This window comes from Streptococcus sp. 27098_8_74, assembly GCF_041431705.1.
In the GTDB taxonomy this organism is placed as follows: Bacteria; Bacillota; Bacilli; order Lactobacillales; family Streptococcaceae; genus Streptococcus; species Streptococcus salivarius_E.
Genome location: NZ_JAPVYF010000005.1, coordinates 61041 through 80558, shown reverse-complemented (window position 1 = coordinate 80558; position 19518 = coordinate 61041). Strand labels below are relative to the sequence as shown.

The 19518-nt window shown below is 40.8% G+C and carries 25 protein-coding genes; 14 read left to right on the top strand and 11 right to left on the bottom strand.

Annotated elements, in window-relative coordinates; translation table 11 throughout:
• The first annotated feature begins 43 nt into the window (after positions 1-43).
• The 4 genes from hprK (at position 44) to O3670_RS03070 (ending at position 2740) form a co-directional block, all read left to right on the top strand.
• Positions 44-973: an HPr(Ser) kinase/phosphatase gene (gene hprK, locus O3670_RS03085; RefSeq protein WP_048790721.1), complete on the top strand. Its 930-nt coding sequence runs from the start codon at positions 44-46 to the stop codon at positions 971-973.
• The gene (lgt, locus tag O3670_RS03080; RefSeq protein ID WP_048790722.1) at positions 973-1764 is read left to right on the top strand and encodes a prolipoprotein diacylglyceryl transferase; all 792 of its coding nucleotides are present in this window, start codon (positions 973-975) and stop codon (positions 1762-1764) included. Before hprK ends, lgt begins: the two co-directional genes overlap by 1 nt.
• A 124-nt stretch (positions 1765-1888) precedes the next feature.
• Entirely contained in the window at positions 1889-2287 is a 399-nt protein-coding gene (locus tag O3670_RS03075) for a DUF948 domain-containing protein (RefSeq protein WP_002885965.1), read from the top strand.
• Between the two features lie 12 nt (positions 2288-2299).
• Positions 2300-2740: a YtxH domain-containing protein gene (locus O3670_RS03070; RefSeq protein ID WP_037603908.1), complete on the top strand. Its 441-nt coding sequence runs from the start codon at positions 2300-2302 to the stop codon at positions 2738-2740.
• Between the two features lie 52 nt (positions 2741-2792).
• Here O3670_RS03070 and O3670_RS03065 read toward each other — a convergent pair whose 3' ends face one another.
• Positions 2793-3089: a DUF3270 domain-containing protein gene (locus tag O3670_RS03065; protein WP_037603906.1), complete on the bottom strand. Its 297-nt coding sequence runs from the start codon at positions 3087-3089 to the stop codon at positions 2793-2795.
• A 238-nt stretch (positions 3090-3327) separates the two neighbouring features.
• Here O3670_RS03065 and O3670_RS03060 point away from each other — a divergent pair, with 238 nt between their 5' ends.
• The 3 genes from O3670_RS03060 to O3670_RS03050 all read left to right on the top strand — a co-directional run bounded on the left by O3670_RS03060 (position 3328) and on the right by O3670_RS03050 (position 5956).
• Positions 3328-4257 (top strand): peptidase U32 family protein, encoded by a 930-nt coding sequence (locus tag O3670_RS03060; RefSeq protein ID WP_037603903.1) that lies wholly within the window; start codon positions 3328-3330, stop codon positions 4255-4257.
• A gap of 95 nt (positions 4258-4352) precedes the next feature.
• On the top strand, positions 4353-5639 hold the full coding sequence (locus O3670_RS03055; RefSeq protein WP_002885971.1) for a peptidase U32 family protein: 1287 nt from the start codon (positions 4353-4355) through the stop codon (positions 5637-5639).
• A complete protein-coding gene (locus tag O3670_RS03050) occupies positions 5639-5956 on the top strand; it encodes a CHY zinc finger protein (protein WP_014634209.1) in 318 nt (105 codons plus the stop codon). Before O3670_RS03055 ends, O3670_RS03050 begins: the two co-directional genes overlap by 1 nt.
• Before the next feature lie 45 nt (positions 5957-6001).
• Here O3670_RS03050 and O3670_RS03045 read toward each other — a convergent pair whose 3' ends face one another.
• Positions 6002-6541: a biotin transporter BioY gene (locus O3670_RS03045; protein WP_014634210.1), complete on the bottom strand. Its 540-nt coding sequence runs from the start codon at positions 6539-6541 to the stop codon at positions 6002-6004.
• A gap of 95 nt (positions 6542-6636) precedes the next feature.
• Positions 6637-6921, bottom strand: a complete 285-nt coding sequence (locus O3670_RS03040) for a hypothetical protein (protein WP_037603900.1) — start codon at positions 6919-6921, stop codon at positions 6637-6639.
• A gap of 124 nt (positions 6922-7045) precedes the next feature.
• Here O3670_RS03040 and O3670_RS03035 point away from each other — a divergent pair, with 124 nt between their 5' ends.
• A complete protein-coding gene (locus tag O3670_RS03035) occupies positions 7046-7258 on the top strand; it encodes a YdbC family protein (protein ID WP_002886106.1) in 213 nt (70 codons plus the stop codon).
• Between the two features lie 36 nt (positions 7259-7294).
• Here O3670_RS03035 and O3670_RS03030 read toward each other — a convergent pair whose 3' ends face one another.
• On the bottom strand, positions 7295-8629 hold the full coding sequence (locus tag O3670_RS03030) for an Nramp family divalent metal transporter (RefSeq protein ID WP_049545282.1): 1335 nt from the start codon (positions 8627-8629) through the stop codon (positions 7295-7297).
• A gap of 196 nt (positions 8630-8825) precedes the next feature.
• Here O3670_RS03030 and O3670_RS03025 point away from each other — a divergent pair, with 196 nt between their 5' ends.
• A complete protein-coding gene (locus tag O3670_RS03025; RefSeq protein ID WP_049545283.1) occupies positions 8826-9134 on the top strand; it encodes a hypothetical protein in 309 nt (102 codons plus the stop codon).
• A gap of 35 nt (positions 9135-9169) precedes the next feature.
• Here the strand turns inward: O3670_RS03025 and O3670_RS03020 are convergent, their stop codons facing one another.
• Together O3670_RS03020 and lysS are read right to left on the bottom strand one after the other, a co-directional pair.
• The gene (locus tag O3670_RS03020) at positions 9170-9718 is read right to left on the bottom strand and encodes a DUF7832 domain-containing protein (protein ID WP_371595771.1); all 549 of its coding nucleotides are present in this window, start codon (positions 9716-9718) and stop codon (positions 9170-9172) included.
• A 51-nt stretch (positions 9719-9769) separates the two neighbouring features.
• Positions 9770-11260 carry a lysine--tRNA ligase gene (gene lysS, locus O3670_RS03015; protein WP_371595770.1) on the bottom strand — a complete coding sequence of 497 codons (1491 nt, stop codon included), beginning with the start codon at positions 11258-11260 and terminating at the stop codon, positions 9770-9772.
• A 227-nt stretch (positions 11261-11487) separates the two neighbouring features.
• Here lysS and O3670_RS03010 point away from each other — a divergent pair, with 227 nt between their 5' ends.
• The 4 genes from O3670_RS03010 to O3670_RS02995 all read left to right on the top strand — a co-directional run bounded on the left by O3670_RS03010 (position 11488) and on the right by O3670_RS02995 (position 14987).
• The gene (locus O3670_RS03010) at positions 11488-12795 is read left to right on the top strand and encodes a LysM peptidoglycan-binding domain-containing protein (protein WP_070476417.1); all 1308 of its coding nucleotides are present in this window, start codon (positions 11488-11490) and stop codon (positions 12793-12795) included.
• Positions 12796-12808: 13 nt separating this feature from the next.
• Positions 12809-13288, top strand: a complete 480-nt coding sequence (locus tag O3670_RS03005; protein WP_002885961.1) for a hypothetical protein — start codon at positions 12809-12811, stop codon at positions 13286-13288.
• A 319-nt stretch (positions 13289-13607) separates the two neighbouring features.
• Positions 13608-14510 (top strand): HAD family hydrolase, encoded by a 903-nt coding sequence (locus tag O3670_RS03000; protein ID WP_002890593.1) that lies wholly within the window; start codon positions 13608-13610, stop codon positions 14508-14510.
• A gap of 57 nt (positions 14511-14567) precedes the next feature.
• Positions 14568-14987 carry a hypothetical protein gene (locus O3670_RS02995; RefSeq protein ID WP_014634219.1) on the top strand — a complete coding sequence of 140 codons (420 nt, stop codon included), beginning with the start codon at positions 14568-14570 and terminating at the stop codon, positions 14985-14987.
• A gap of 100 nt (positions 14988-15087) precedes the next feature.
• Here O3670_RS02995 and O3670_RS02990 read toward each other — a convergent pair whose 3' ends face one another.
• The 4 genes from O3670_RS02990 to O3670_RS02975 all read right to left on the bottom strand — a co-directional run bounded on the left by O3670_RS02990 (position 15088) and on the right by O3670_RS02975 (position 17797).
• Positions 15088-15726, bottom strand: coding sequence for a histidine phosphatase family protein (locus O3670_RS02990; protein ID WP_014634220.1), 639 nt, complete (start codon positions 15724-15726; stop codon positions 15088-15090).
• Positions 15727-15728: 2 nt separating this feature from the next.
• A complete protein-coding gene (locus O3670_RS02985) occupies positions 15729-16202 on the bottom strand; it encodes an aminoacyl-tRNA deacylase (RefSeq protein ID WP_014634221.1) in 474 nt (157 codons plus the stop codon).
• Between the two features lie 112 nt (positions 16203-16314).
• Positions 16315-17217, bottom strand: coding sequence for a glycoside hydrolase family 25 protein (locus O3670_RS02980; protein ID WP_037600402.1), 903 nt, complete (start codon positions 17215-17217; stop codon positions 16315-16317).
• A 190-nt stretch (positions 17218-17407) separates the two neighbouring features.
• On the bottom strand, positions 17408-17797 hold the full coding sequence (locus O3670_RS02975; protein WP_021144402.1) for a hypothetical protein: 390 nt from the start codon (positions 17795-17797) through the stop codon (positions 17408-17410).
• 151 nt (positions 17798-17948) lie between these two features.
• Between O3670_RS02975 and O3670_RS02970 the strand changes: the two genes are divergently transcribed.
• A complete protein-coding gene (locus tag O3670_RS02970) occupies positions 17949-18791 on the top strand; it encodes a Cof-type HAD-IIB family hydrolase (RefSeq protein WP_037603860.1) in 843 nt (280 codons plus the stop codon).
• A 37-nt stretch (positions 18792-18828) separates the two neighbouring features.
• On the opposite strand, the gene O3670_RS02965 is transcribed toward O3670_RS02970, so the two are convergent.
• Positions 18829-19455, bottom strand: coding sequence for a Pr6Pr family membrane protein (locus tag O3670_RS02965; protein ID WP_037611496.1), 627 nt, complete (start codon positions 19453-19455; stop codon positions 18829-18831).
• Positions 19456-19518 lie beyond the last annotated feature (63 nt).

The following is a 19518-nucleotide window of genomic DNA, read 5'->3' as shown; positions in this document are numbered from 1 at the left end:
TTTTATGATACAATGAAACTAGTAAATAATCGGAGGAAATAACATGATAGTAACTGTTAAAATGCTGGTTGATAGGCTTAAACTCAAGGTTGTCTATGGAAATAAGGAGCTTTTGGCAAAAGCGATAACAACAGCTGATATCTCTCGTCCTGGTTTAGAAATGACGGGGTATTTTGACTATTATTCACCTGAACGACTTCAGTTGGTTGGGATGAAGGAGTGGTCCTACCTTAAAACCATGACTGATTACAACCGTTATTCTGTTTTTGCGAATATGTTTAAAGCGGAAACTCCAGCTGTTATCGTGGCGCGTGGTCTTGAGATTCCGGAAGAGATGCTTCGAGCTGCTAAGGAAAATGGTGTAGCAGTTCTTCAAGGACGAAACGGCACATCGTCGCTTTCAGGTGACATGTCTTGGTATCTTAACTCGCAATTAGCTGAACGAACTAGTGTCCATGGTGTTTTGGTAGATATCTACGGGATGGGAGTTCTTATTCAAGGAGACTCTGGCATCGGTAAGAGTGAGACAGGGCTTGAGTTGGTGAAACGTGGTCACCGTCTTGTCGCTGACGACCGTGTGGATGTTTATGCTAAGGATGAGGAGACTCTCTGGGGTGAGCCCGCGGAAATCCTCCGCCATCTTCTTGAAATTCGTGGGGTTGGGATCATTGACGTTATGAGCCTTTACGGAGCTAGTGCTGTCCGTAATTCCTCTCAAGTTCAGTTGGCTATTTATCTTGATAATTTTGAAAATGGCAAGATCTTTGACCGTCTTGGAAATGGCAATGAAGAAATTGAATTGCAGGGCGTTAAGATTCCACGTATCCGCATTCCTGTTAAGACAGGACGTAACGTTTCAGTCGTTATCGAAGCTGCAGCAATGAACTATCGTGCTAAGCAAATGGGATTTGATGCAACCAAAACCTTTGAGGACCGTTTGACCAACCTCATTAGTAAGAATGGTGAAGACTGATGTTAGCTACCATTGATCCAATTGCCCTAAGACTTGGTCCAATCAGTATTCATTGGTATGCCATCTGTATTGTATCTGGTCTTTTACTAGCCGTTTATCTGGCTCAGCGTTGGGCTCCCGAAAAGGGAATTGACCCTGAAAACATCCTAGATTTTATTCTTCTTGCCTTTCCTATAGCCATTGTTGGTGCAAGGCTCTACTATGTGATCTTCCAGTGGTCTTACTACAGTCAGAATCTTTCAGAAATTGTTGCGATTTGGAATGGCGGAATTGCCATTTATGGTGGCTTGATTGCAGGTGCAGCTGTCCTCTATTGGTTTTCGAAACGTCATGCCATTGCTGTCTTGGATTTTCTTGATATTGCATCACCTGGCGTTATGATTGCTCAGAGTATCGGTCGCTGGGGAAATTTTGTTAACCAAGAGGCTTACGGAAGAGCAGTTAGTCATCTGAATTATGTCCCAGAATTTATTCGCCAGCAGATGTTCATTGATGGGAGTTATCGTGTACCGACCTTTCTTTATGAAAGTCTTTGGAACTTAGTCGGATTTATCACTATCCTAGGACTAAGACGCTTTTATAAGAAACTACGTCAAGGAGATGTGACCTCATTTTACCTTATCTGGTATGGTCTTGGACGTTTTGTCATTGAAGGTATGCGTACCGATAGTCTCATGTTTGCTGGCTTGCGTGTTTCTCAATGGGTCAGCATCGCCATTATCATCTTGGGTGCTATCTTACTATATTTGCGAAAGCAACGTCCAGAGGCAGATTATAAAATGAAAAACTAGTCATACCGCTCAGACTTTGTTATAATATAATGAAAATTATCATAACAAAGGTTACTGGAAACTGAAGAATCTATTTCAGTTTTCTTGTAGTAACCTTTTAAAAAGGTCAAAGGAGTCCTAAACTATGGCAGAAATTGCATTTCTTATTATCGCAATCGCACTTGCTGCGTTCCTCATTGCATTAATCCCTACCCTACTTCGTACCCGTCATGTGGTTAAAGAAGTTGAAGAAACAGTTGCTGTGCTTCGTACAGATATCAATGTAACCCTTCATCAAACAAATGAAATCTTGGCTAAGGCAAACGTCTTGGTTGAAGATGTTAATGAAAAAGTTCAAACCATCGATCCTCTCTTTGTAGCAGTAGCTGAGCTTTCAGAAAGTGTCTCTGACTTGAATACTGAAGCCCGTTACCTCGGTGCTAAAGCAAGTGCAGCAGGAGCAAGTGTCGGTAAGGCAGGTTCAGCCTTTGCTATCGGTAAGGTTGCCTCAAAACTTTTTGGTAAAAAAGACAAGAAAAAATAAGGAGATCTTTTCATGAGTAAATTTTTAAATACCCTAATCATTGGTGCAGCTTCTGGAGCTGCAGCAGCATACTTCTTTACAACTGAAAAAGGTAAAGCTGTTAAAGCACGTATTGATGAAGAAATCGCTTCATTCAAAGAAGATCCTAAAGCTTATCAAAATCAAGTGGTGGAAAAAGCTAACGACTACAAAGATTTGGCAGTCGATACTTTCCAAGACTATAAAACAAAATTTGAAAATGGCGACATCACTGCGGATGATTTGACAAAAGCTGTCCAAGAAAAAACAGCTCAAGTTGCTGACTTTGCAAAAGAGAGCTTTGAACTTATCAAAGAGAAAACTGCTCAAGTAACTCCTGAGCAAGCAGATGTTGAAGCAGAAACAAAAGCTATCGTTGATGATATCGTCATTGATATCAAAGATATCTCTGAAGAAGCAGCAGAAGCAAAATAAAAAGAAAGCCCATGAGGCTTTTTTTAGTACGAAAAAAACGTTGACCAAACAGTCAACGTTTTTGTGCTTTATAATACTCGATTAGGACATAAATGCCTATCTGACCAATGACGCTGATGGTAATTGCCCAGAAGAAGGCCCAGAAGGTAGCCACCTGTGCTACCAAGAAAAGGAAGGCAACTAGGACTGTTGAAACACAGAAGCTTGAGATACGTCCAAAGAAAATCATATCTTGTAGCTTAATACTATTACTATTTAAAGTTTGATAATCTTGGTAATTCGTCGTTTGAAGACGCTCAGTCTCGAAATCTTCGATGTGATCAAATTGACGGTGTAAGTTGTCAGCCATGTCTGCCTCCTTTCTATATAAAATATCTAAATCACTTTTTCGTGTAGGTTAAAATACTTAGTCAGTATTTCACTATTTAGAATCTCATTAATAATACCATAAAAAATTTATATTGCAAAGTTTTTTTTGATTTTTGTGAAAATTATAGTATTTAAAAACTAATTTAAAATATTGAGATACATAGTTTTGAACCTAAAAATTCTAAAAAAATCAAATCATTTGTGCTATAATGTGAGTTATGGAAAAAATTGTAATTACAGCGACTGCTGAGAGCTACGAGCAAGCACGTGAGCTCCTAGAACTTGGCGTAGATCGTATTTATATCGGCGAAAAAGCCTTTGGCCTTCGTTTGCCTAAGCCTTTTTCATTCGCAGAAATGCGAAAGATTGCAGAGCTGGTACATGAGTCAGGCAAGGAATTGACTGTTGCCGTTAATGCCCTCATGCACCAAGGTATGATGGATGCTCTTCCAGACTATCTTGATTTTCTTGAAGAAATCAAGGCAGATTATATCACGGTTGGTGATGCAGGAGTTTTCTACATCTGTAACCGTGACAAACGTCCCTTCAAAATGATTTATGATGCTTCAACTATGGTAACCTCTAGCCGTCAGATTAATTTCTGGGGCAAACAGGCAGGAGCATCTGAAGCGGTTTTGGCTCGTGAGATTCCATCTGCGGAACTATTCATCATGGCTGAAAATCTTCAGATTCCAGCTGAGGTTTTGGTTTATGGTGCAAGTATCATTCACCACTCAAAACGTCCACTTCTTCAAAACTATTACAACTTTATCAAAACGGATGAAGCTGTTACCAAAGAACGTGACCTCTTCCTTTCTGAGCCAGGAGATCCAGATTCTCACTACTCAGTTTATGAAGATATGCACGGGACACATATCTTTGCCAACAATGACTTGGATATGATGACTAAACTTTCAGAACTCGTTGAACATGGTTTTGACCACTGGAAGTTGGACGGCGTTTATTGCCCAGGTGAAAACTTTGTAAAAATCACTGAGTATTTTGTGAAGGCTCGTGACCTCATCGAGGCTGGCGAATTTTCACAAGACCAAGCCTTCCTCTTTGATGAGGCTATTCATAAATTACACCCAGCCAACCGTGGTTTGGACACAGGTTTCTACGACTATGAACCTGACCGTGTAAAATAAAAATACTTCCTCCTTCGTTTGAGAGTTTTCCATTTTCAGGGAACGAAGGAGTTGTTCAAAACTTAAAATCGACAATCTTGCAAATTGGAGAAATTATGACTACAACTAAAAAACGCCCAGAGGTACTTGTACCTGCTGGAACTTTGGAAAAATTGAAAGTCGCTGTAAATTACGGCGCAGATGCTGTTTTCGTTGGTGGACAAGCCTATGGTTTGCGTAGCCGTGCCGGAAACTTTACCATGGATGAGCTTCGAGAAGGTATCGAATATGCTCACGCTCGTGGTGTTGATGTGCACGTTGCTTCAAACATGGTTACCCATGAAGGAAATGAAAAAGGTGCTGGTGAGTGGTTCCGTGAATTGCGTGACATGGGACTCGATGCTGTTATCGTATCTGACCCAGCCTTGATTGAAATCTGTTCAACCTACGCACCAGGACTTAACATCCACTTGTCTACACAAGCATCTGCGACAAACGTTGAAACCTTCCATTTTTGGAAAGAGTATGGTTTGACCCGTGTCGTTTTGGCACGTGAGGTTACCATGGAAGAGTTGGCTGAAATCCGTAAGCGTACGGATCTTGAAATTGAGGCCTTTGTCCATGGCGCTATGTGTATCTCATACTCAGGTCGCTGTACCCTTTCTAACCACATGTCAGACCGTGATGCCAACCGTGGTGGTTGTTCACAGTCTTGTCGTTGGAAATATGACCTTTACGACATGCCATTCGGCCAAGAACGTAAGAGTATCAAAGGTGAAGTTCCTGAAGAATACTCTATGTCAGCCGTTGACATGTGTATGATTGAAAATATCCCTGACCTTATCGATAATGGCGTTGATAGCCTTAAAATCGAAGGTCGTATGAAATCTGTCCACTATGTCTCAACAGTTGCCAACTGTTACAAGGCTGCTTGTGACGCTTACATGGAAAGTGCAGAAGCCTTTTATGCCATCAAAGATGATTTGATTAACGAACTCTGGAAAGTTGCCCAGCGTGAATTGGCAACAGGTTTCTACTACAAGACACCAACAGAAAACGAACAACTCTTTGGAGCTCGTCGTAAGATTCCACAATACAAATTCGTTGGTGAAGTCGTAGACTTTGATCCAGCAACTATGACAGCTACTATCCGTCAACGTAACGTTATCCTCGAAGGTGACCACGTTGAATTCTACGGACCAGGCTTCCGTCATTTCGAGTGTGATATCAAAGACCTTCACGATGCCAATGGTAACAAGATTGACCGTGCACCAAACCCAATGGAACTTCTTACAATTACCGTGCCACAAGAAGTTAAACCTGGTGACATGATTCGTTCAACTAAAGAAGGTTTGATTAACCTCTACCAAAAAGACGGTTCAAGCAAAACTGTTCGTGCCTAATGACAAGTCAAATCAATGGGCTCCTGGTAGATGATCAGAGTAGGTGTCAACACTACCATTCTCCACTAGATATAGTTGCCCTAAAATGCTTCGAGTGCCAGAAGTATTATGCCTGTTATCAGTGTCATGATTGCTTAGAGAAACATAGCTTTCGAGCTTATCCTTGTCAATTGAAGCAGGACAAGGTCCTTATCTGTGGCGTTTGTAGGCATGAGATGACAATTGAGGAGTATCAAGATGTAGAAGCTTGTCCCAATTGTCACAGTGCCTTCAACCCAGCTTGTTCAAAGCACTATGATATTTATTTTGAAAAATAAAAAGATTGAAGATTCTGTTCACATGAACAAAGTCTTCAATCTTTTTTAGTTAAAGTAACTATGATTTTTAAGAGCTTTTAAGACTGGCTTAGTCACCAAAGCGACGATGAGACCTTTTAAGAGGTCAGGAATAATAAAGGGTGTCAAGCCAACAGCTACAGCTGCAGACCATCCCATTTTTCCGAGAAAGTGCAGGCTGAGGATACCACCAACAAAGACAAGTGCATCTCCCAAAACAAAAGCCACAAAGATTTTCCAGATAGGAGTCTCAGCATGAGTTAGTTTTGAAGTGACAAAGGCGAAAAATGGATAGGCCAACAAATAGCCAGCTGAAGGTCCAAAGAAGGATTGGAGCCCACCGCCTCCACCTGCAAAAACTGGTAGACCAATGGCGCCTAGAATCAGGTAGAGGGTAGCAGCAAGTGTCGCCTCTCTTGGCTTAAGGATAGCAGCAACAAGTCCGACAGCAAAAGTTTGCAGAGTAATGGGAACTGCACCGATAGGAATAACAATTTGAGCTAGGGCAGCAATGATGGCAGCACCAAAAGCTGGAAGAATAAGTGACAGTGTACGATTTTGTGTCATTTTTAGTTAACCTTTCGTAAATAAATAGTTAACTTATTATAGCAAGTGGTTTCAAAAAAGTCAACCTAATAATAAAACGAGGTTAACTGATAAACTTAACCTCGTTGTGATATGATTTTTAGACGTTTGATTTCATCAAGTTCAATCATGCTGATGATCTTATCCTGCTCGATAAAGATGGCTTGTCGCTCCCTGTCATAACGGTTGATGTAGCCCTTATAGGTCTTCTGATTGGATGTCAGCATGACCATTTGGTTATGATCAATAGCATGATAGATATCGTTAATAAGTTGATTCTGCATTAGGTGGACAGGTTTGCTGTGACCTATTTCCACAAACTGATGAAGCTGATGCTTTACGGCTTCTAAAAAGTTTATCATGGTCATTTCCCTCGTTTCTTGATAAAATAATTATAGCATGAAAGGTGAATTTTTGTGGATAACTTCATTCTAAAACAGACAATTTTCACAGAAAAAAACGAATAAAGCTAGTGGAGGTAAGCAAATGGCAGAATTTTCATTTGAAATTGAAGAAAAACTCTTGGTCTTGTCTGAGAATGACAAGGGTTGGACTAAGGAACTCAATCGTGTGAGTTTCAATGGCGCACCAGCTAAGTATGACATCCGTACATGGAGTCCAGACCATACCAAGATGGGCAAGGGGATTACCCTCAGCAACGAAGAATTCCAAGTTCTCGTTGACGCCTTCAAAAACTAAAACAAGGTCAGCATGGCGCTGGCCTTATTTTTTTGTTTAAAACGTATCAAAGATAAGTTTGAGATTGAGAATGGTTAGGACAATAGCGATGGCATAACCAAGGAAGGTATTCCACTTGGCATTGACGTGTTTTCCCATGAGTGATTTCTTAGAAGTATAGTAAATCAAAGGGAAGATAGAAAATGGCAAGGCAAGTGAAAGGAAAACCTGTGAATAAACCAGCAGTTGATCCAGAGTCTTTTCTTGATCACCGTAGAGAATAGCTACAACGATAACAGGTAGCAAGGCGAAGAGACGTGTGAATAAACGAATTACCCACTGCGGTAACCTCATGTGGAGAAAGCCTTCCATGACAATTTGGCCAGTCAGAGTACCAGTAATGGTAGAGTTTTGACCACTAGCCAAGAGCGCCAAGGCAAAGAGTGTTGAAAGTGTCGAACTAGCTACCGCACCAGCAATCTTAGAGTCCTGAAGAGCATTGTACATCTGTGAGAAAGCTGAAATATCAGAAGCATGACCAAAGAAGAGAGCTGCTCCCAAAATCAAGAGGAGGGAGTTAACCACAAAGGCCAAAGTCAACTGGATGTTAGAATCCCAGGTCATGAAACGGACAGCCTTAGTCACGTCTTTGCCATCAGAATAGTCAACCTTACGAGTCTGTGACAAGGATGAGTGCAAGTAGAGGTTATGTGGCATAACGGTCGCACCCACAATCCCAAGCGCCAAGGTCAACTGGTTGGTATGTCCAGCAGCATGTGGCTCGAAGAGCGCTGGCGTAGGGAGATAACCCTCTAGGATTCCCGTAATACTAGGTTCAGACAAGGCTACCAGATAGACAAAGATAACCAAGATAGTCAAAATCAAGGTTGAAACAATAGCCTCGATTTTTTTGAATCCCAGCTTCATGATGAGCAGTAGCAGGAAGACATCAAGGACTGTCACCAGAATGGCAACCATAATTGGAATACCAAAGAGCAGGTTAAGAGCAATGGCAGAACCAAGCACCTCAGCCAAATCCGTTGCCATTAAGGCAAGCTCCAGAATCACCCAAAGTGTGTATCGCAACCATTTGGGCGAGTGATAGGCAGTCGCTTGAGCTAAGTCCATTTGGGTCACAATCCCTAATTTCCCAGCCATTTGTTGCAACTGCATAGCGATTAAAGATGAAATTAAGATGACAAAAAGCAGACTATACTTGTAGGTCGCCCCACCGACGACACTGGTAATCCAGTTCCCTGGATCCATGTAACCCACGGCCACAAGAGCCCCAGGTCCCAAGAAAGCCTTAAGATTTTGCCAAAAACGATTATTATTTGGTGTATCTATGGATTGGTTTACCTCAGAAAGGGAAACCTTCTTTGAATATGTCATAAACACCTCTTTCTAAGTCATATCTGCCTAAAAGTGTATTATTTCTAGACAGACCGACATCTTTATTATAGCACCATGAGGAAGATGTGCAAGGTTTTGACTTATCTTACATTGGTGTCATAGAGGACTTTTCAGAATTGCCTTTTTATACTAAACTATATGAGTAGATTATTTCATAAATGAGGGAGAAAAATAATTGAAAACATTTCAACTAACAGCTAAGAAAAAGATTACCCTGGCACTCCTAGTTGTCATTGCGCTTGCTTTGGTTATCTTTATCGTTAACGTGCAGATGAATCAGCCTGATAACCTACCTGCCAATTACATGGAGCGCCTTAAAAATCCTGGAATGACGGGCGATTACATTGGCCTCTGGAAGTCTCGCTGGCATGAAGAAAACAAAGCCTGGCTTTATCCTACGAAACAATACGCTATCTATGCAGTAGTAGCCCTAGCTTGTCTATCAGCTTGGGTCGCAGCCTCAAAAGCAAAATTTTGGAAATAAGAAAATGCTTCTTTCGATTGAGGGAAGCGTTTTTCTTATTGTCTGATGTGAGTCTTATATTGACTGAACATCTCGTCAATATCATCTTCAACCAAGTGATAGATTTTCCAGTCAAATTCAGTTCTGGCAACATCATCAACCAAGACTGTATAACAGAAATCCATGTAATCTTCATAAAAATCAGAGATGAAGGGGAGGAGTGTGTCACTAATATCAGATGAATAGAGTTTTTCATCAAGATGTTTAAAGAGATAGTCTGTACCCGTAATCGTTTCATTCTTGAGTTTTTGTGCATCCTCAAGGTTAAATCCATCGCTTTTAGGATTCAGAAAATCATGTTTTGCTAGCCAGGCGACGAAGATACTGAGATGAAAAGCAGCTCTTTTACTAATCTCTAGCATATCTGATTTGCTTAGTTTTTCTGACGGGATATTATTTTCTTCACAATAGAATACAAGTGCATGATCGAAAAAATAATCTGCGCGGTCTATGGGAAAGTCTAATTGACTTTCTTCGATCTTTGTCTCAGGCTGTTCAACCACAGTTGATTTTTTCTTAAAAAGGGACTTCAATTTTTTAAACACGTTTATACCTCATATAAAAATATCCCATTATTCAATAATGGGATATAATTATTATTTCATCGTTGGGAACAACAAGACATCACGGATAGTTGTTGTATCAGTGAGGAGCATGCAGAGGCGGTCGATACCGACTCCGAGTCCACCTGTTGGTGGCATACCGTATTCAAGGGCTTCAACGTAGTCGTAGTCGATACCTGTTGCTTCGTCATCACCGAGTTCTTTAGCAGCAGCTTGTGCTTCGAAACGTGACAATTGATCGATTGGGTCGTTCAATTCGGTGAAGGCATTTCCGTACTCTTTAGTCATGATGAAGAGTTCGAAACGGTCAGTGAAGCGTGGGTCTTCTGGATTTTTCTTAGCCAATGGAGACACAGCAACTGGGTGACCGTAAACGAATGTTGGTTGAATCAATGTTTCTTCAACGAATTCTTCGAAGAAGGCGTTGATGATGTGACCAACTTCAGTGTAGTGTTTTTCAACTGGAACATTCTTTTCAGCAGCGATAGCTTTGGCTTCATCCAAAGTCATGTCTTGCCAGAAGTCAACGCCAGTGATTTCTTTGATAGCGTCAACCATGTGGATGCGTTTGAATGGTTCGTTGATCTTGATTTCAGTTCCTTGATAGTTGATAGGTCCGTCACCTTTAACAGCTTTAGCAGCGTGTTGGATGATACCTTCAGTCAAGTTCATGATATCGTGGAAGTCAGCGTAAGCTTGGTAAACTTCGATAGATGTGAACTCAGGGTTGTGAGTGGCATCCATACCTTCGTTACGGAAGATACGTCCGATTTCGTAAACGCGTTCCATACCACCAACGATGAGGCGTTTGAGGTGGAGCTCAGTCGCAATACGAAGCACCATGTCGATGTTTTGTGCATTGTGGTGAGTGATGAAAGGTTTAGCAGCAGCACCACCAGCTTCATTGTGAAGGACAGGTGTTTCTACTTCAAGGAAACCTTGAGCATCGAGGTAGCGACGGATTTCAGAAATGATTTTTGAACGTGTGACAAAGCGGTCAAAGCTTTCACGGTTAGAAATCAAATCGAGGTAACGTTTACGGTAGATTGTTTCAACGTCTGAAAGTCCGTGGAATTTCTCAGGCAATGGACGAAGGGCTTTAGACAAGTGTGTGATATGAGTAGCTTTAATAGAAAGTTCTCCCATATCTGTACGCATAACTTCACCTTCGATACCGAGGAAGTCACCAAGGTCAGCTTTCTTGAAGATTTCGTAGTTTTCTTCACCGACAGCATCTTTACGCACGTAGATTTGGATTTGACCATCGCGGTCTTGGATGTGGGCGAAGCCAACTTTACCTTTACCACGTTTAGTCATCAAACGACCTGCGATAGTAGCAGTTTCGTTGATTTCGTGCAATTCTTCTTTTGTTTTGTCAGCGTATTTTTCTTTTAATTGACCAGATGTAGCTGTGCGTTCGAATCGCTTACCAAAAGGATCGATTCCTTGTTCAGCCAAGGCCGTCATTTTTTCACGACGGACAATCTGTTGATCGTTCAATTCTTCCATGTGTTGATTTGACATGTTAGTCCTCCATAAAATAGTCGTAATTATTGTATCATAAATCATCTTCTAAAGATAGGACAAATGATTAAATGTCAGATAAATAAAGCTAGGATTTGTCTATTTTTAGGACAAATCGCTAACTAGCATTAACCTTTGATTAGAAAGTTATAGAATTTATTGACAAATATAATAAAAAGGGTGTACAATAGCAAAGTAAGTTTCGTATGATATAAGGAGGAAATGCGATGAAAAAGAAAAATTATGTTAGTAAAGCCGTGATGCTTGGCGCTTTACTAGCACCCATTGGGATGCCTACGGTATCTGTGTTAGCAGATAGCTTTTATCAAAATCAAACAAGTGCTCACGCTGCTGATATTACAAACTGGATTGCCAGCACACCTGAACAAATTACAAATAATTTGACAACTCAGAACATCAATCCACAGCAGTTAGATGGCCAACAATACGTGATTCAATGGGGAGATACCTTGTGGGGAATCTCTCAAGCAACTGGAATTTCTATTGAAAAATTAGCCTACGATAACAATATTCAGAATATTGATCTTATCTTCGCAGGTGATGTCCTCATCTTGAAACGTGATGGTGATGTCCCAGCAGGTTACCATGTGACTGGTAACGGTTACCGTTGTGCACATTCTAAGATTGTTATCAACAACTACTACGGTGATAACAACCGAGTGATTATCAATAACAGCACATTTGTCTCTGATGACCATTCTAAGAATACAGTGATTTACGCTCCAGATAATTCTGACAATAGCGTTTCATTCTCAAACAACACGACTAACAATAACAACGATAAAGACAAAGATACTAAAGATTCTAAAGATGGCAAGGAATCATCTTCAACATCATCAGAATCTAAAGATGCTTCATCAAGCTCAACAAGTGGATCATCATCTTCTGCATCAAGCTCAACAGCAAGCAGTAGTGAAAGCAAAGCAAGTACAGAAAGTTCTAAGGAAAAAGAATTGACTGATGATGCTTTCCAAGATAAGGTTCAAAGTGAATTCGAACAAGTATATCAACAAAAACGCTCAGGTAGTCCTGCATGGACATTCTTCTCACATGAAGGTGATAAGAATGGTGCAAATGCTACCGCTAAGAAGGACACTGAAAGCAAAGCCCTTTACCTTGAAGGTGAAACGCCAAAAGCTAAAGATATTGTTGATGGACCTAAAGATGGTGCCAAAACGGAAGCTAATGCGAAAGCTCTCGCTGAAAAGATTTACGACACCCTTAGCAACGGAGGTAAGCTGTCAGATCTTATTAAGGCAAAATATGCTCAAATTCAGGTAAGTTATAAGGGTGATAAGTGGGCTTTCAACGTTGATGTTTACAAGGAAAAAGAAAGTTCATCATCAAGCACTGAGAAATCTTCAGAATCTAAGGCTTCATCAAGTGATGATTCTCAAACAGAAACACGCATGAGTTCAAGTTCATCAAGTGTTGAACGTTCATCATCAAGTTCTTCAAGCCACACTGAAACAGACTCAGAGGCAACTTTCTCTGACCTAACTGGTGACGAATAGAGAGGGGCAAGACATGTCAAAGAGAAATATCATTATTAGTGTTGTTCTTGCTTGTCTCTTGGTTACGGGAGCTGGATTTGGTGCTTTCTATTACTGGGGAACACACCATTTGGATAGTGTTGTACCTGGTAAGGTTTACCAATACTCAAGTACTCTAAACGGTGAGGTCAATAATCGTGTCATGTATGTAGCCTTCCAAGAAGGTGGGAACAAGGCACTTGTGAGTCAAGATCGTACGACAGTGGTTAATGCTGCTAAGAGTCAGACTGACTTTGACAAGGCCTATAATGACCAAACAGCTAAGTGGGAATACAGTGTGACAAAGACAACATTGACTCTTGGTAAAAAAGAGGATGATCAACTGTCACAATGGCAGTACAACAAGGTCTTTGCTTATGGTGACCACTTCACATCAAAAGATTTCTATTACCAGATTGCCAAGGGTGGTCAGGGTGAAGTCAAACAAAAAATGACCTTCAAAGAAATTAAATAAGTGTCTGAATATGACAAGATTCATTAGGTTTGGGACAAAATGTTCCAAACCCTTTTCTATCTTCAAAACACAAATAATCTTTTCTTAAGTGGGGTCAAAAATTGAAAAGAAAGGGCAAAAACGGTATAATAAGACTGTTTGGGCAATTGCATTCAGATAAAAAACAGACGAGTAAGATTGCCACAAGACAGTTGACTTAAAGCTTACTTTTGCAAGACTTAGTATTTCACTAGGAGTGTCTGATGTTTCAGTTTAGTTGTTAGACCCCTTAATTTACCTAAGTCTCTGACAAGAGAATGATATAAGAAAGAACGGACAGATGATTACCTCTATTGTTTTTGACGTTGACGATACTATTTATGACCAACAGGCACCTTATCGTATTGCCATGGAAAAATGTTTCCCTGACTTTGATATGAGTCACATGAATCAAGCCTACATTCGTTTCCGCCACTATTCTGATGTTGGTTTTCCACGTGTAATGGCAGGTGAGTGGACAACCGAGTATTTCCGTTTTTGGCGCTGTAAAGAGACCCTTTTGGAGTTTGGCTACCGTGAAATTGATGAAGAAACGGGCAACCATTTCCAAGAGGTTTACGAGCATGAGTTGGAAAACATCACCATGCTTGATGAAATGCGCATGACCCTTGATTTCCTCAAGGAAAAAAATGTGCCTATGGGGATTATTACCAATGGACCAACAGAGCACCAACTTAAAAAGGTTAAGAAGTTGGGACTTTATGATTACGTTGATCCTAAGCGTGTCATCGTCAGTCAGGCGACAGGTTTCCAAAAGCCTGAGAAGGAAATCTTCAACCTCGCAGCTGAGCAATTTGACATGAATCCATCGACGACGCTCTATGTTGGAGATTCTTATGACAATGATGTCATGGGGGCCTTCAATGGTGGTTGGCATTCTATGTGGTTTAACCACCGTGGACGTAGCCTTAAACCAGGTACTAAGCCAGTCTTTGACTTGGAAATTGATAGTTTTGAGCAACTCTTTGGAGCGGTGAAAGTCCTTTTCGACCTTCCAAATAACAAATATATCTTTGATATCAATGATAATGAAAATCCAGTACTTCAACTAGGTATCAATAATGGTCTTATGATGGCGGCTGAACGTCTTCTTGAGAGCAATATGAGTATTGATAAAGTGGTTATCCTTCTTCGTTTGAATGCGAACCAGGAAAAAATCCTTCGTATGAAATATGGAAGATAATAGAGCGGCCTCGTGTGGCCGTTTTATTGTCTAGAACGTGAGATAAGGAGTTTGAAAATGGTAGAAATCAACAACTTAAAACATGATATTGAAGCACTAAGTGCTGAACGTGAGGCTTTGAGAAAAGAGGTCGAATCACTCGAAGCCAAACGTGACGATCTCTTTGAAGGTGTTAGAGATGCAGAACAGATGAAGTGTCTTGCCTGGGATTCCTATAATGCATTATCAGACCACCTTAATACTGAAGAAAAGCAACGAGAGTTTGCTAACAACTATTGGGAACATGTTCATAGAACTGTCAAAATAGATATGGAATTTGTTTTGAGTCGTGGTCTTCGTTTTAAGCGTTTATTGTCTGAAGGACAGTATGATCTTGTCTTACAGGAACTAGACGTTTTCGAAAAGGAATTAGATGATTTGGCTCGAGGATTTGGTGTTGAATTAGACCGTTTGCCAGAGGAACCGAGTTGGAAATAATGGAAGTGAAGCTCTTGAAGTAGTAGGCTTTAAGGGCTTTTTGAGTGCAAAAAAGCGACCCTTGTTCAGGATCGCTTGTCTTATGAAGTCAGTCGATGATTTAGCTGATCTTGTTTTGTTCATCCATATAAGATGTATCATTCCAACATTTGAGAGTGAAGTGCTCGAAATCATTGGTTTCGAGAATAGTGACAGAAGCATTGTCAAGACCTCCTGCCTTACGAAGAAGACCCGGTTCAAAACCAAGGAGGGTACGGATAGAAGCTGTTAGGTTAGCTCCGTGACCAACAATGAGGACATTTTTAGCATCACTATCTTTAAGTGTTTTGACAAATTCGGCCACACGTTTGGTTGTCTGGTAAACAGATTCAGCTTGGAAGTCATTAGCACGGAAGTTGGCTAGGTTATGACGGAAGGCATCCATTTCTTTTGGATAGATGGCCTGAACGAGTGAAATTTTTTGTCCTTCCAGTTTGCCAAGCTGCCATTCACGCAAAGCTTTAGTGTAGGTAACTTTAGCTTTAGGTTTTTGAGACTCCATGATGAGCTCTGTAGTTTTTTTAGCACGTGGTAGGTCACTTGAGAAGACCAAGTCAAAATGAGTGTCACTAAGATAGTGACCTAGCTCACGTACTTGTTCAACAGATTCTTTAAGCAAAGGCGAGTCTCCCTTGGCGCCTTGAAGTCGGCCTTCCAAGTTCCACTCAGTTTTACCGTGACGTACAAAATACAGTTTCATGATTACTCCTTAATATCAGCAAATTCAGCATTAACAAAATCAGCAAGTTCTTGACTATTGATACGGATAGAGCGCCCAATTTCTCCCGCTGAGACAATAAGGAAACCAGCTTCTTGGGCAGACTGATCGATGTAAATAGGGAAATTGTGTTTTTGGCGAATTCCCACTGGGTTGTTGGCTCCGTGAACATAGCCAGTCGTTTTTTGGAGATCCTTTTGTGGAATCATTTGAACTTTCTTGTTCCCTGAAATTTTAGCTAATTTCTTTTCAGACAGGTGCTCGGTGATAGGGACGATGCCGATGACTGGTCCTGTCTTATCTCCCTTAAGGGCGAGGGTTTTATAAATGCTCTCACGTGCCACATCTTCTGGAAGCTCTCCTTCTAAACCATTGAAGGATAAGCTATCATGGTCAATTTTAGCTTTATCAAGAATTTGGTCAACCAAGGTTTTCTTGACTTTGCCTTTCTTAGCCATTGTCATATCTCCTTTTAAAGTTATACATTTCTACCATCCATTATAACACATTCGTCCGAACACGCCTAAACCAATTTGACAAGAAGAAAACCAGTGCCTTAGACACTGGTTTTTACTGACTACTAGATGAACTTGTCGAAGTAGTCTTCTTATTTTTAGTTGGTTTTTGCTTAATCTTACCAAAGAGTTTTTCAAAGGTTTTACGTTTGTTTTTCTCTGGATTGATTTGGTTAAGATCTAGGATGTTGTCGAAACCTGGAAGGCTTCCTTGAGACGTATACTGGTGAAGGTCATAGTCGATTTCAGTGTTTGGTAAAGCCTCGTAATAACCAGAATCGGTACCGTAGGCTGGAATCCAAACAGCGTCGAAGTTTTTAGTTGAAACTTCTTGCTCGAGCATGAAATAAGCACCAATATAGAGACCAACATTTTCAGCTCCAAGTCGTTTGAGCTCAGCGAGAAAGGCTTGGACACCTTGCTCCATGTTAGACATGGTTTCCTCTTCGACGTCAATCCAGTAATAAGTCGGTTTGTATGGAGAAGCATTTTTGTAGAAAATACGAGCTTCTTCCTTCATCTCCTTGACAGAAGTACCTTGAGCGTAGGAATAGACGGCAACTGGAACGTCACGTTTTTTGAGTTCTTTAATATGTGTTTTAAAAGATTTGTCGACCCCATTCGAACTAGCGGCATTGCTATCCTTACTAATCAGTGATCCACCGAAGACGCGGACGATAGCACCAGAAATATGATTTGACAAGACATCGTAATCGATATCCTGAGGTAGTTGCCACCCTGAAAGGTCGATAATGGGATTGAGTATCAGCTCCTCGTCGGAACTGCTAGATGTACTACTGGTTGTTGTTTTTGGTGTAGTAGCATAAGGAATAGCAGATTTCACGTTTTGAAGATGCGCCTGTTGTTTGGACGTATTGTGAATATTTGCAATAACTAATGCTAATCCTAAAAGAGCTAGAACCACGTAAACAACGATCGGTTTTATTCTTTTTCTCATTACTCCCATTCTACCTTAAATAGCGCAAAAATGCAAAATAGAATGTTTATAAATTCTGTGAGAGATATTAAAGTGACTGATTTCCAAAAAGCCTTTGTAGTGCTGACTTAGGCACATTTTATGAATAAAGGTGTTTTGAGCTATCCTTGAATTAAGTGAATTTTTCATTTATTAAAGCAAGAAATTTAGCTTAAAAGTCAGTTTCCTCCTTGAAACTAGCGCCACTAGTGGCATCAGACCAGGCGACAAGAGCTTGAGCAGAGTTATCCAGATAGGTCTTGAGAGGTTGCTTCAAATCATAAATGGTTTCCCAAAATCCTAGTACCTTTCCTTCGTTGTCGATAGCAGCTTGGTAGGTTTGGATGAGGACTTGATCAAAACTGTCTGTTGGAATCTGATAACTTCTTTCTTTGGTAGGAGAGGCTAGCACTTCAGACATGATCCAATCAGGCAGATTTTCAGACTCACGGGGGAAGAAACTACCGTCAGCGCCACCATTGTCATAGAGAAAGTTTCCTTGGGCATCATAGGCTGCTAATTTATAGGGCAGGTGATTCAGTAGTGTTTTTAAATCATTCATACTTTCATCATAGCTTCTTTCATGCAAAATGGCAATGCATTGGATTGGAGACAATACTATCGTAGGATAGTATCAGTTTGTCCAAGGATAGTAGTATCTCCTGTAGCAGTATCAGGGTATAATAAAGTAAAAGAAGACTCGAGGTGAAAACATGTCAAAACTTATTTTTTTAGATGTTGATGGGACCTTGGTGGATTATCATAACCGCATTCCAGAATCAGCAATCAAGGCTATTCGTCAGGCCCGTGAAAAGGGCAATCTGGTCTATGTTTGTACTGGTCGTAGTAAGGCAGAAATGCAGCCAGAATTATGGGAAATTGGCTTGGATAGGATGATTGGTGGTAATGGCTCTTATGTAGAGCATCATGGCCAAGTCCTCATGCATGAGCTGATTTCTAAGGAAGATGCGGCTAAGATTGTGGATTGGTTGACCCAACGTCATCTAGCTTTTTATCTTGAGAGTAATAACGGTCTCTTTGCCAGTCCTGATTTTCGGGAGCGGGCACGTGAGACGCTTAAGACTTACGCTATTCAAAAGGGGCAATCTGTAGCGTCTGTTGAGGGGAAAGAACCAGAAGATTTTCTTCATGGCCTTCAGTATGGTAGAGAACTCTACCGTGATGACCTAAACAAGGTCAGTTTCGTTTTAGAATCCTATCAGGACCATTTAGATTCAAAAGAAGCTTTTCCACAGCTTGAAGCCCATACTTGGGGAGGTCGAGGTGAAACAGCCTTGTTTGGTGATCTAGGTGTTAAGGATATTAACAAGGCCAATGCCATCGATGTCCTTTTGGAACATTTGGGGGCTGAGCGTTCGGAGACCATTGCTTTTGGTGATGCCAAGATTGATATCCCTATGTTGGAATACTGTGAGATTGGTGTTGCCATGGGAAATGGTGGTCCAGAAATCTTGGCTATGGCAGACCTAGTCACAGACGATGTTGAAGCTGATGGCTTGTACAAAGCTTTTGATAAATTGGGCTTGTTGCAATAGAAAAAACTGAGTTCCTTTTTGGAGCCCAGTTTGTATTTTATGCTGGTTTACGACCGATAAATTTTTTCAAGAGATATAAGAGATAGCCAACAGCGATATACCCAGCACTGATGACCAGGACGTTTACCAAGACCTTGTTCCAACCAAATTTATTAACATTGATAAAGAAGTAGGCGAAGGGGCTATCTTTGGCACCTGGAATTGGGAGTTTTAGCACCAAGCCATTTAGAAGGGCAAAGGCAAAGTAAGACAGAGGGACCACGGACCAGTAAATTGGCTCACGTAGACGGTAGGCTTTCTTAGCATCGAAAATAAGGGTATCAAGCACCAACCCCCAAGGGACAATATAGTGGACCAAGAAGTTGCGGAGGGTCCAGAATTTCTCAGGTTCCGTAATAGGTGCCAAGAGGATATGATAGATGACTCCAGTGATGAGGATGGCCATGGTTACACCACCCTTGTAACGCAAGAGTTTGGTGTTGGTTGTCGCGTTCCCTTTTTTGAAGTCATAGATGATAAAGAAAATCAAACTAGAGAAGACAAGGATATTGGACAAAACAGTGTAATAGAGCAACATACCCCAACCATCGTCATGGATTTGGATAGAGACACCCACTAGTCCACAAAGAGCTAGTAAAATACGGTAAAATCGTGAAATAGTCATAAGCTTCCTTTTCCTAATAAATAATCTCTCTTATCATATCACATTTTTCACTAACAATTTTTT

Excerpts from the sequence above, each read along its gene's own strand:
- hprK (WP_048790721.1), top strand. The coding sequence starts at position 44 with ATGATAGTAACTGTTAAAATGCTGGTTGATAGGCTTAAACTCAAGGTT.
- O3670_RS02980 (WP_037600402.1), bottom strand. The coding sequence starts at position 17,217 with ATGAGAAAAAGAATAAAACCGATCGTTGTTTACGTGGTTCTAGCTCTT.
- lgt (WP_048790722.1), top strand. The coding sequence starts at position 973 with ATGTTAGCTACCATTGATCCAATTGCCCTAAGACTTGGTCCAATCAGT.
- O3670_RS02990 (WP_014634220.1), bottom strand. The coding sequence starts at position 15,726 with ATGAAACTGTATTTTGTACGTCACGGTAAAACTGAGTGGAACTTGGAA.
- O3670_RS03070 (WP_037603908.1), top strand. The coding sequence starts at position 2,300 with ATGAGTAAATTTTTAAATACCCTAATCATTGGTGCAGCTTCTGGAGCT.
- O3670_RS03010 (WP_070476417.1), top strand. The coding sequence starts at position 11,488 with ATGAAAAAGAAAAATTATGTTAGTAAAGCCGTGATGCTTGGCGCTTTA.
- O3670_RS03040 (WP_037603900.1), bottom strand. The coding sequence starts at position 6,921 with ATGATAAACTTTTTAGAAGCCGTAAAGCATCAGCTTCATCAGTTTGTG.
- O3670_RS03000 (WP_002890593.1), top strand. The coding sequence starts at position 13,608 with ATGATTACCTCTATTGTTTTTGACGTTGACGATACTATTTATGACCAA.
- O3670_RS03030 (WP_049545282.1), bottom strand. The coding sequence starts at position 8,629 with ATGACATATTCAAAGAAGGTTTCCCTTTCTGAGGTAAACCAATCCATA.
- O3670_RS03055 (WP_002885971.1), top strand. The coding sequence starts at position 4,353 with ATGACTACAACTAAAAAACGCCCAGAGGTACTTGTACCTGCTGGAACT.
- O3670_RS03050 (WP_014634209.1), top strand. The coding sequence starts at position 5,639 with ATGACAAGTCAAATCAATGGGCTCCTGGTAGATGATCAGAGTAGGTGT.
- O3670_RS03045 (WP_014634210.1), bottom strand. The coding sequence starts at position 6,541 with ATGACACAAAATCGTACACTGTCACTTATTCTTCCAGCTTTTGGTGCT.
- O3670_RS02985 (WP_014634221.1), bottom strand. The coding sequence starts at position 16,202 with ATGGCTAAGAAAGGCAAAGTCAAGAAAACCTTGGTTGACCAAATTCTT.
- lysS (WP_371595770.1), bottom strand. The coding sequence starts at position 11,260 with ATGTCAAATCAACACATGGAAGAATTGAACGATCAACAGATTGTCCGT.
- O3670_RS02995 (WP_014634219.1), top strand. The coding sequence starts at position 14,568 with ATGGTAGAAATCAACAACTTAAAACATGATATTGAAGCACTAAGTGCT.
- O3670_RS03065 (WP_037603906.1), bottom strand. The coding sequence starts at position 3,089 with ATGGCTGACAACTTACACCGTCAATTTGATCACATCGAAGATTTCGAG.
- O3670_RS02965 (WP_037611496.1), bottom strand. The coding sequence starts at position 19,455 with ATGACTATTTCACGATTTTACCGTATTTTACTAGCTCTTTGTGGACTA.
- O3670_RS03075 (WP_002885965.1), top strand. The coding sequence starts at position 1,889 with ATGGCAGAAATTGCATTTCTTATTATCGCAATCGCACTTGCTGCGTTC.
- O3670_RS03035 (WP_002886106.1), top strand. The coding sequence starts at position 7,046 with ATGGCAGAATTTTCATTTGAAATTGAAGAAAAACTCTTGGTCTTGTCT.
- O3670_RS02975 (WP_021144402.1), bottom strand. The coding sequence starts at position 17,797 with ATGAATGATTTAAAAACACTACTGAATCACCTGCCCTATAAATTAGCA.
- O3670_RS03005 (WP_002885961.1), top strand. The coding sequence starts at position 12,809 with ATGTCAAAGAGAAATATCATTATTAGTGTTGTTCTTGCTTGTCTCTTG.
- O3670_RS03060 (WP_037603903.1), top strand. The coding sequence starts at position 3,328 with ATGGAAAAAATTGTAATTACAGCGACTGCTGAGAGCTACGAGCAAGCA.
- O3670_RS02970 (WP_037603860.1), top strand. The coding sequence starts at position 17,949 with ATGTCAAAACTTATTTTTTTAGATGTTGATGGGACCTTGGTGGATTAT.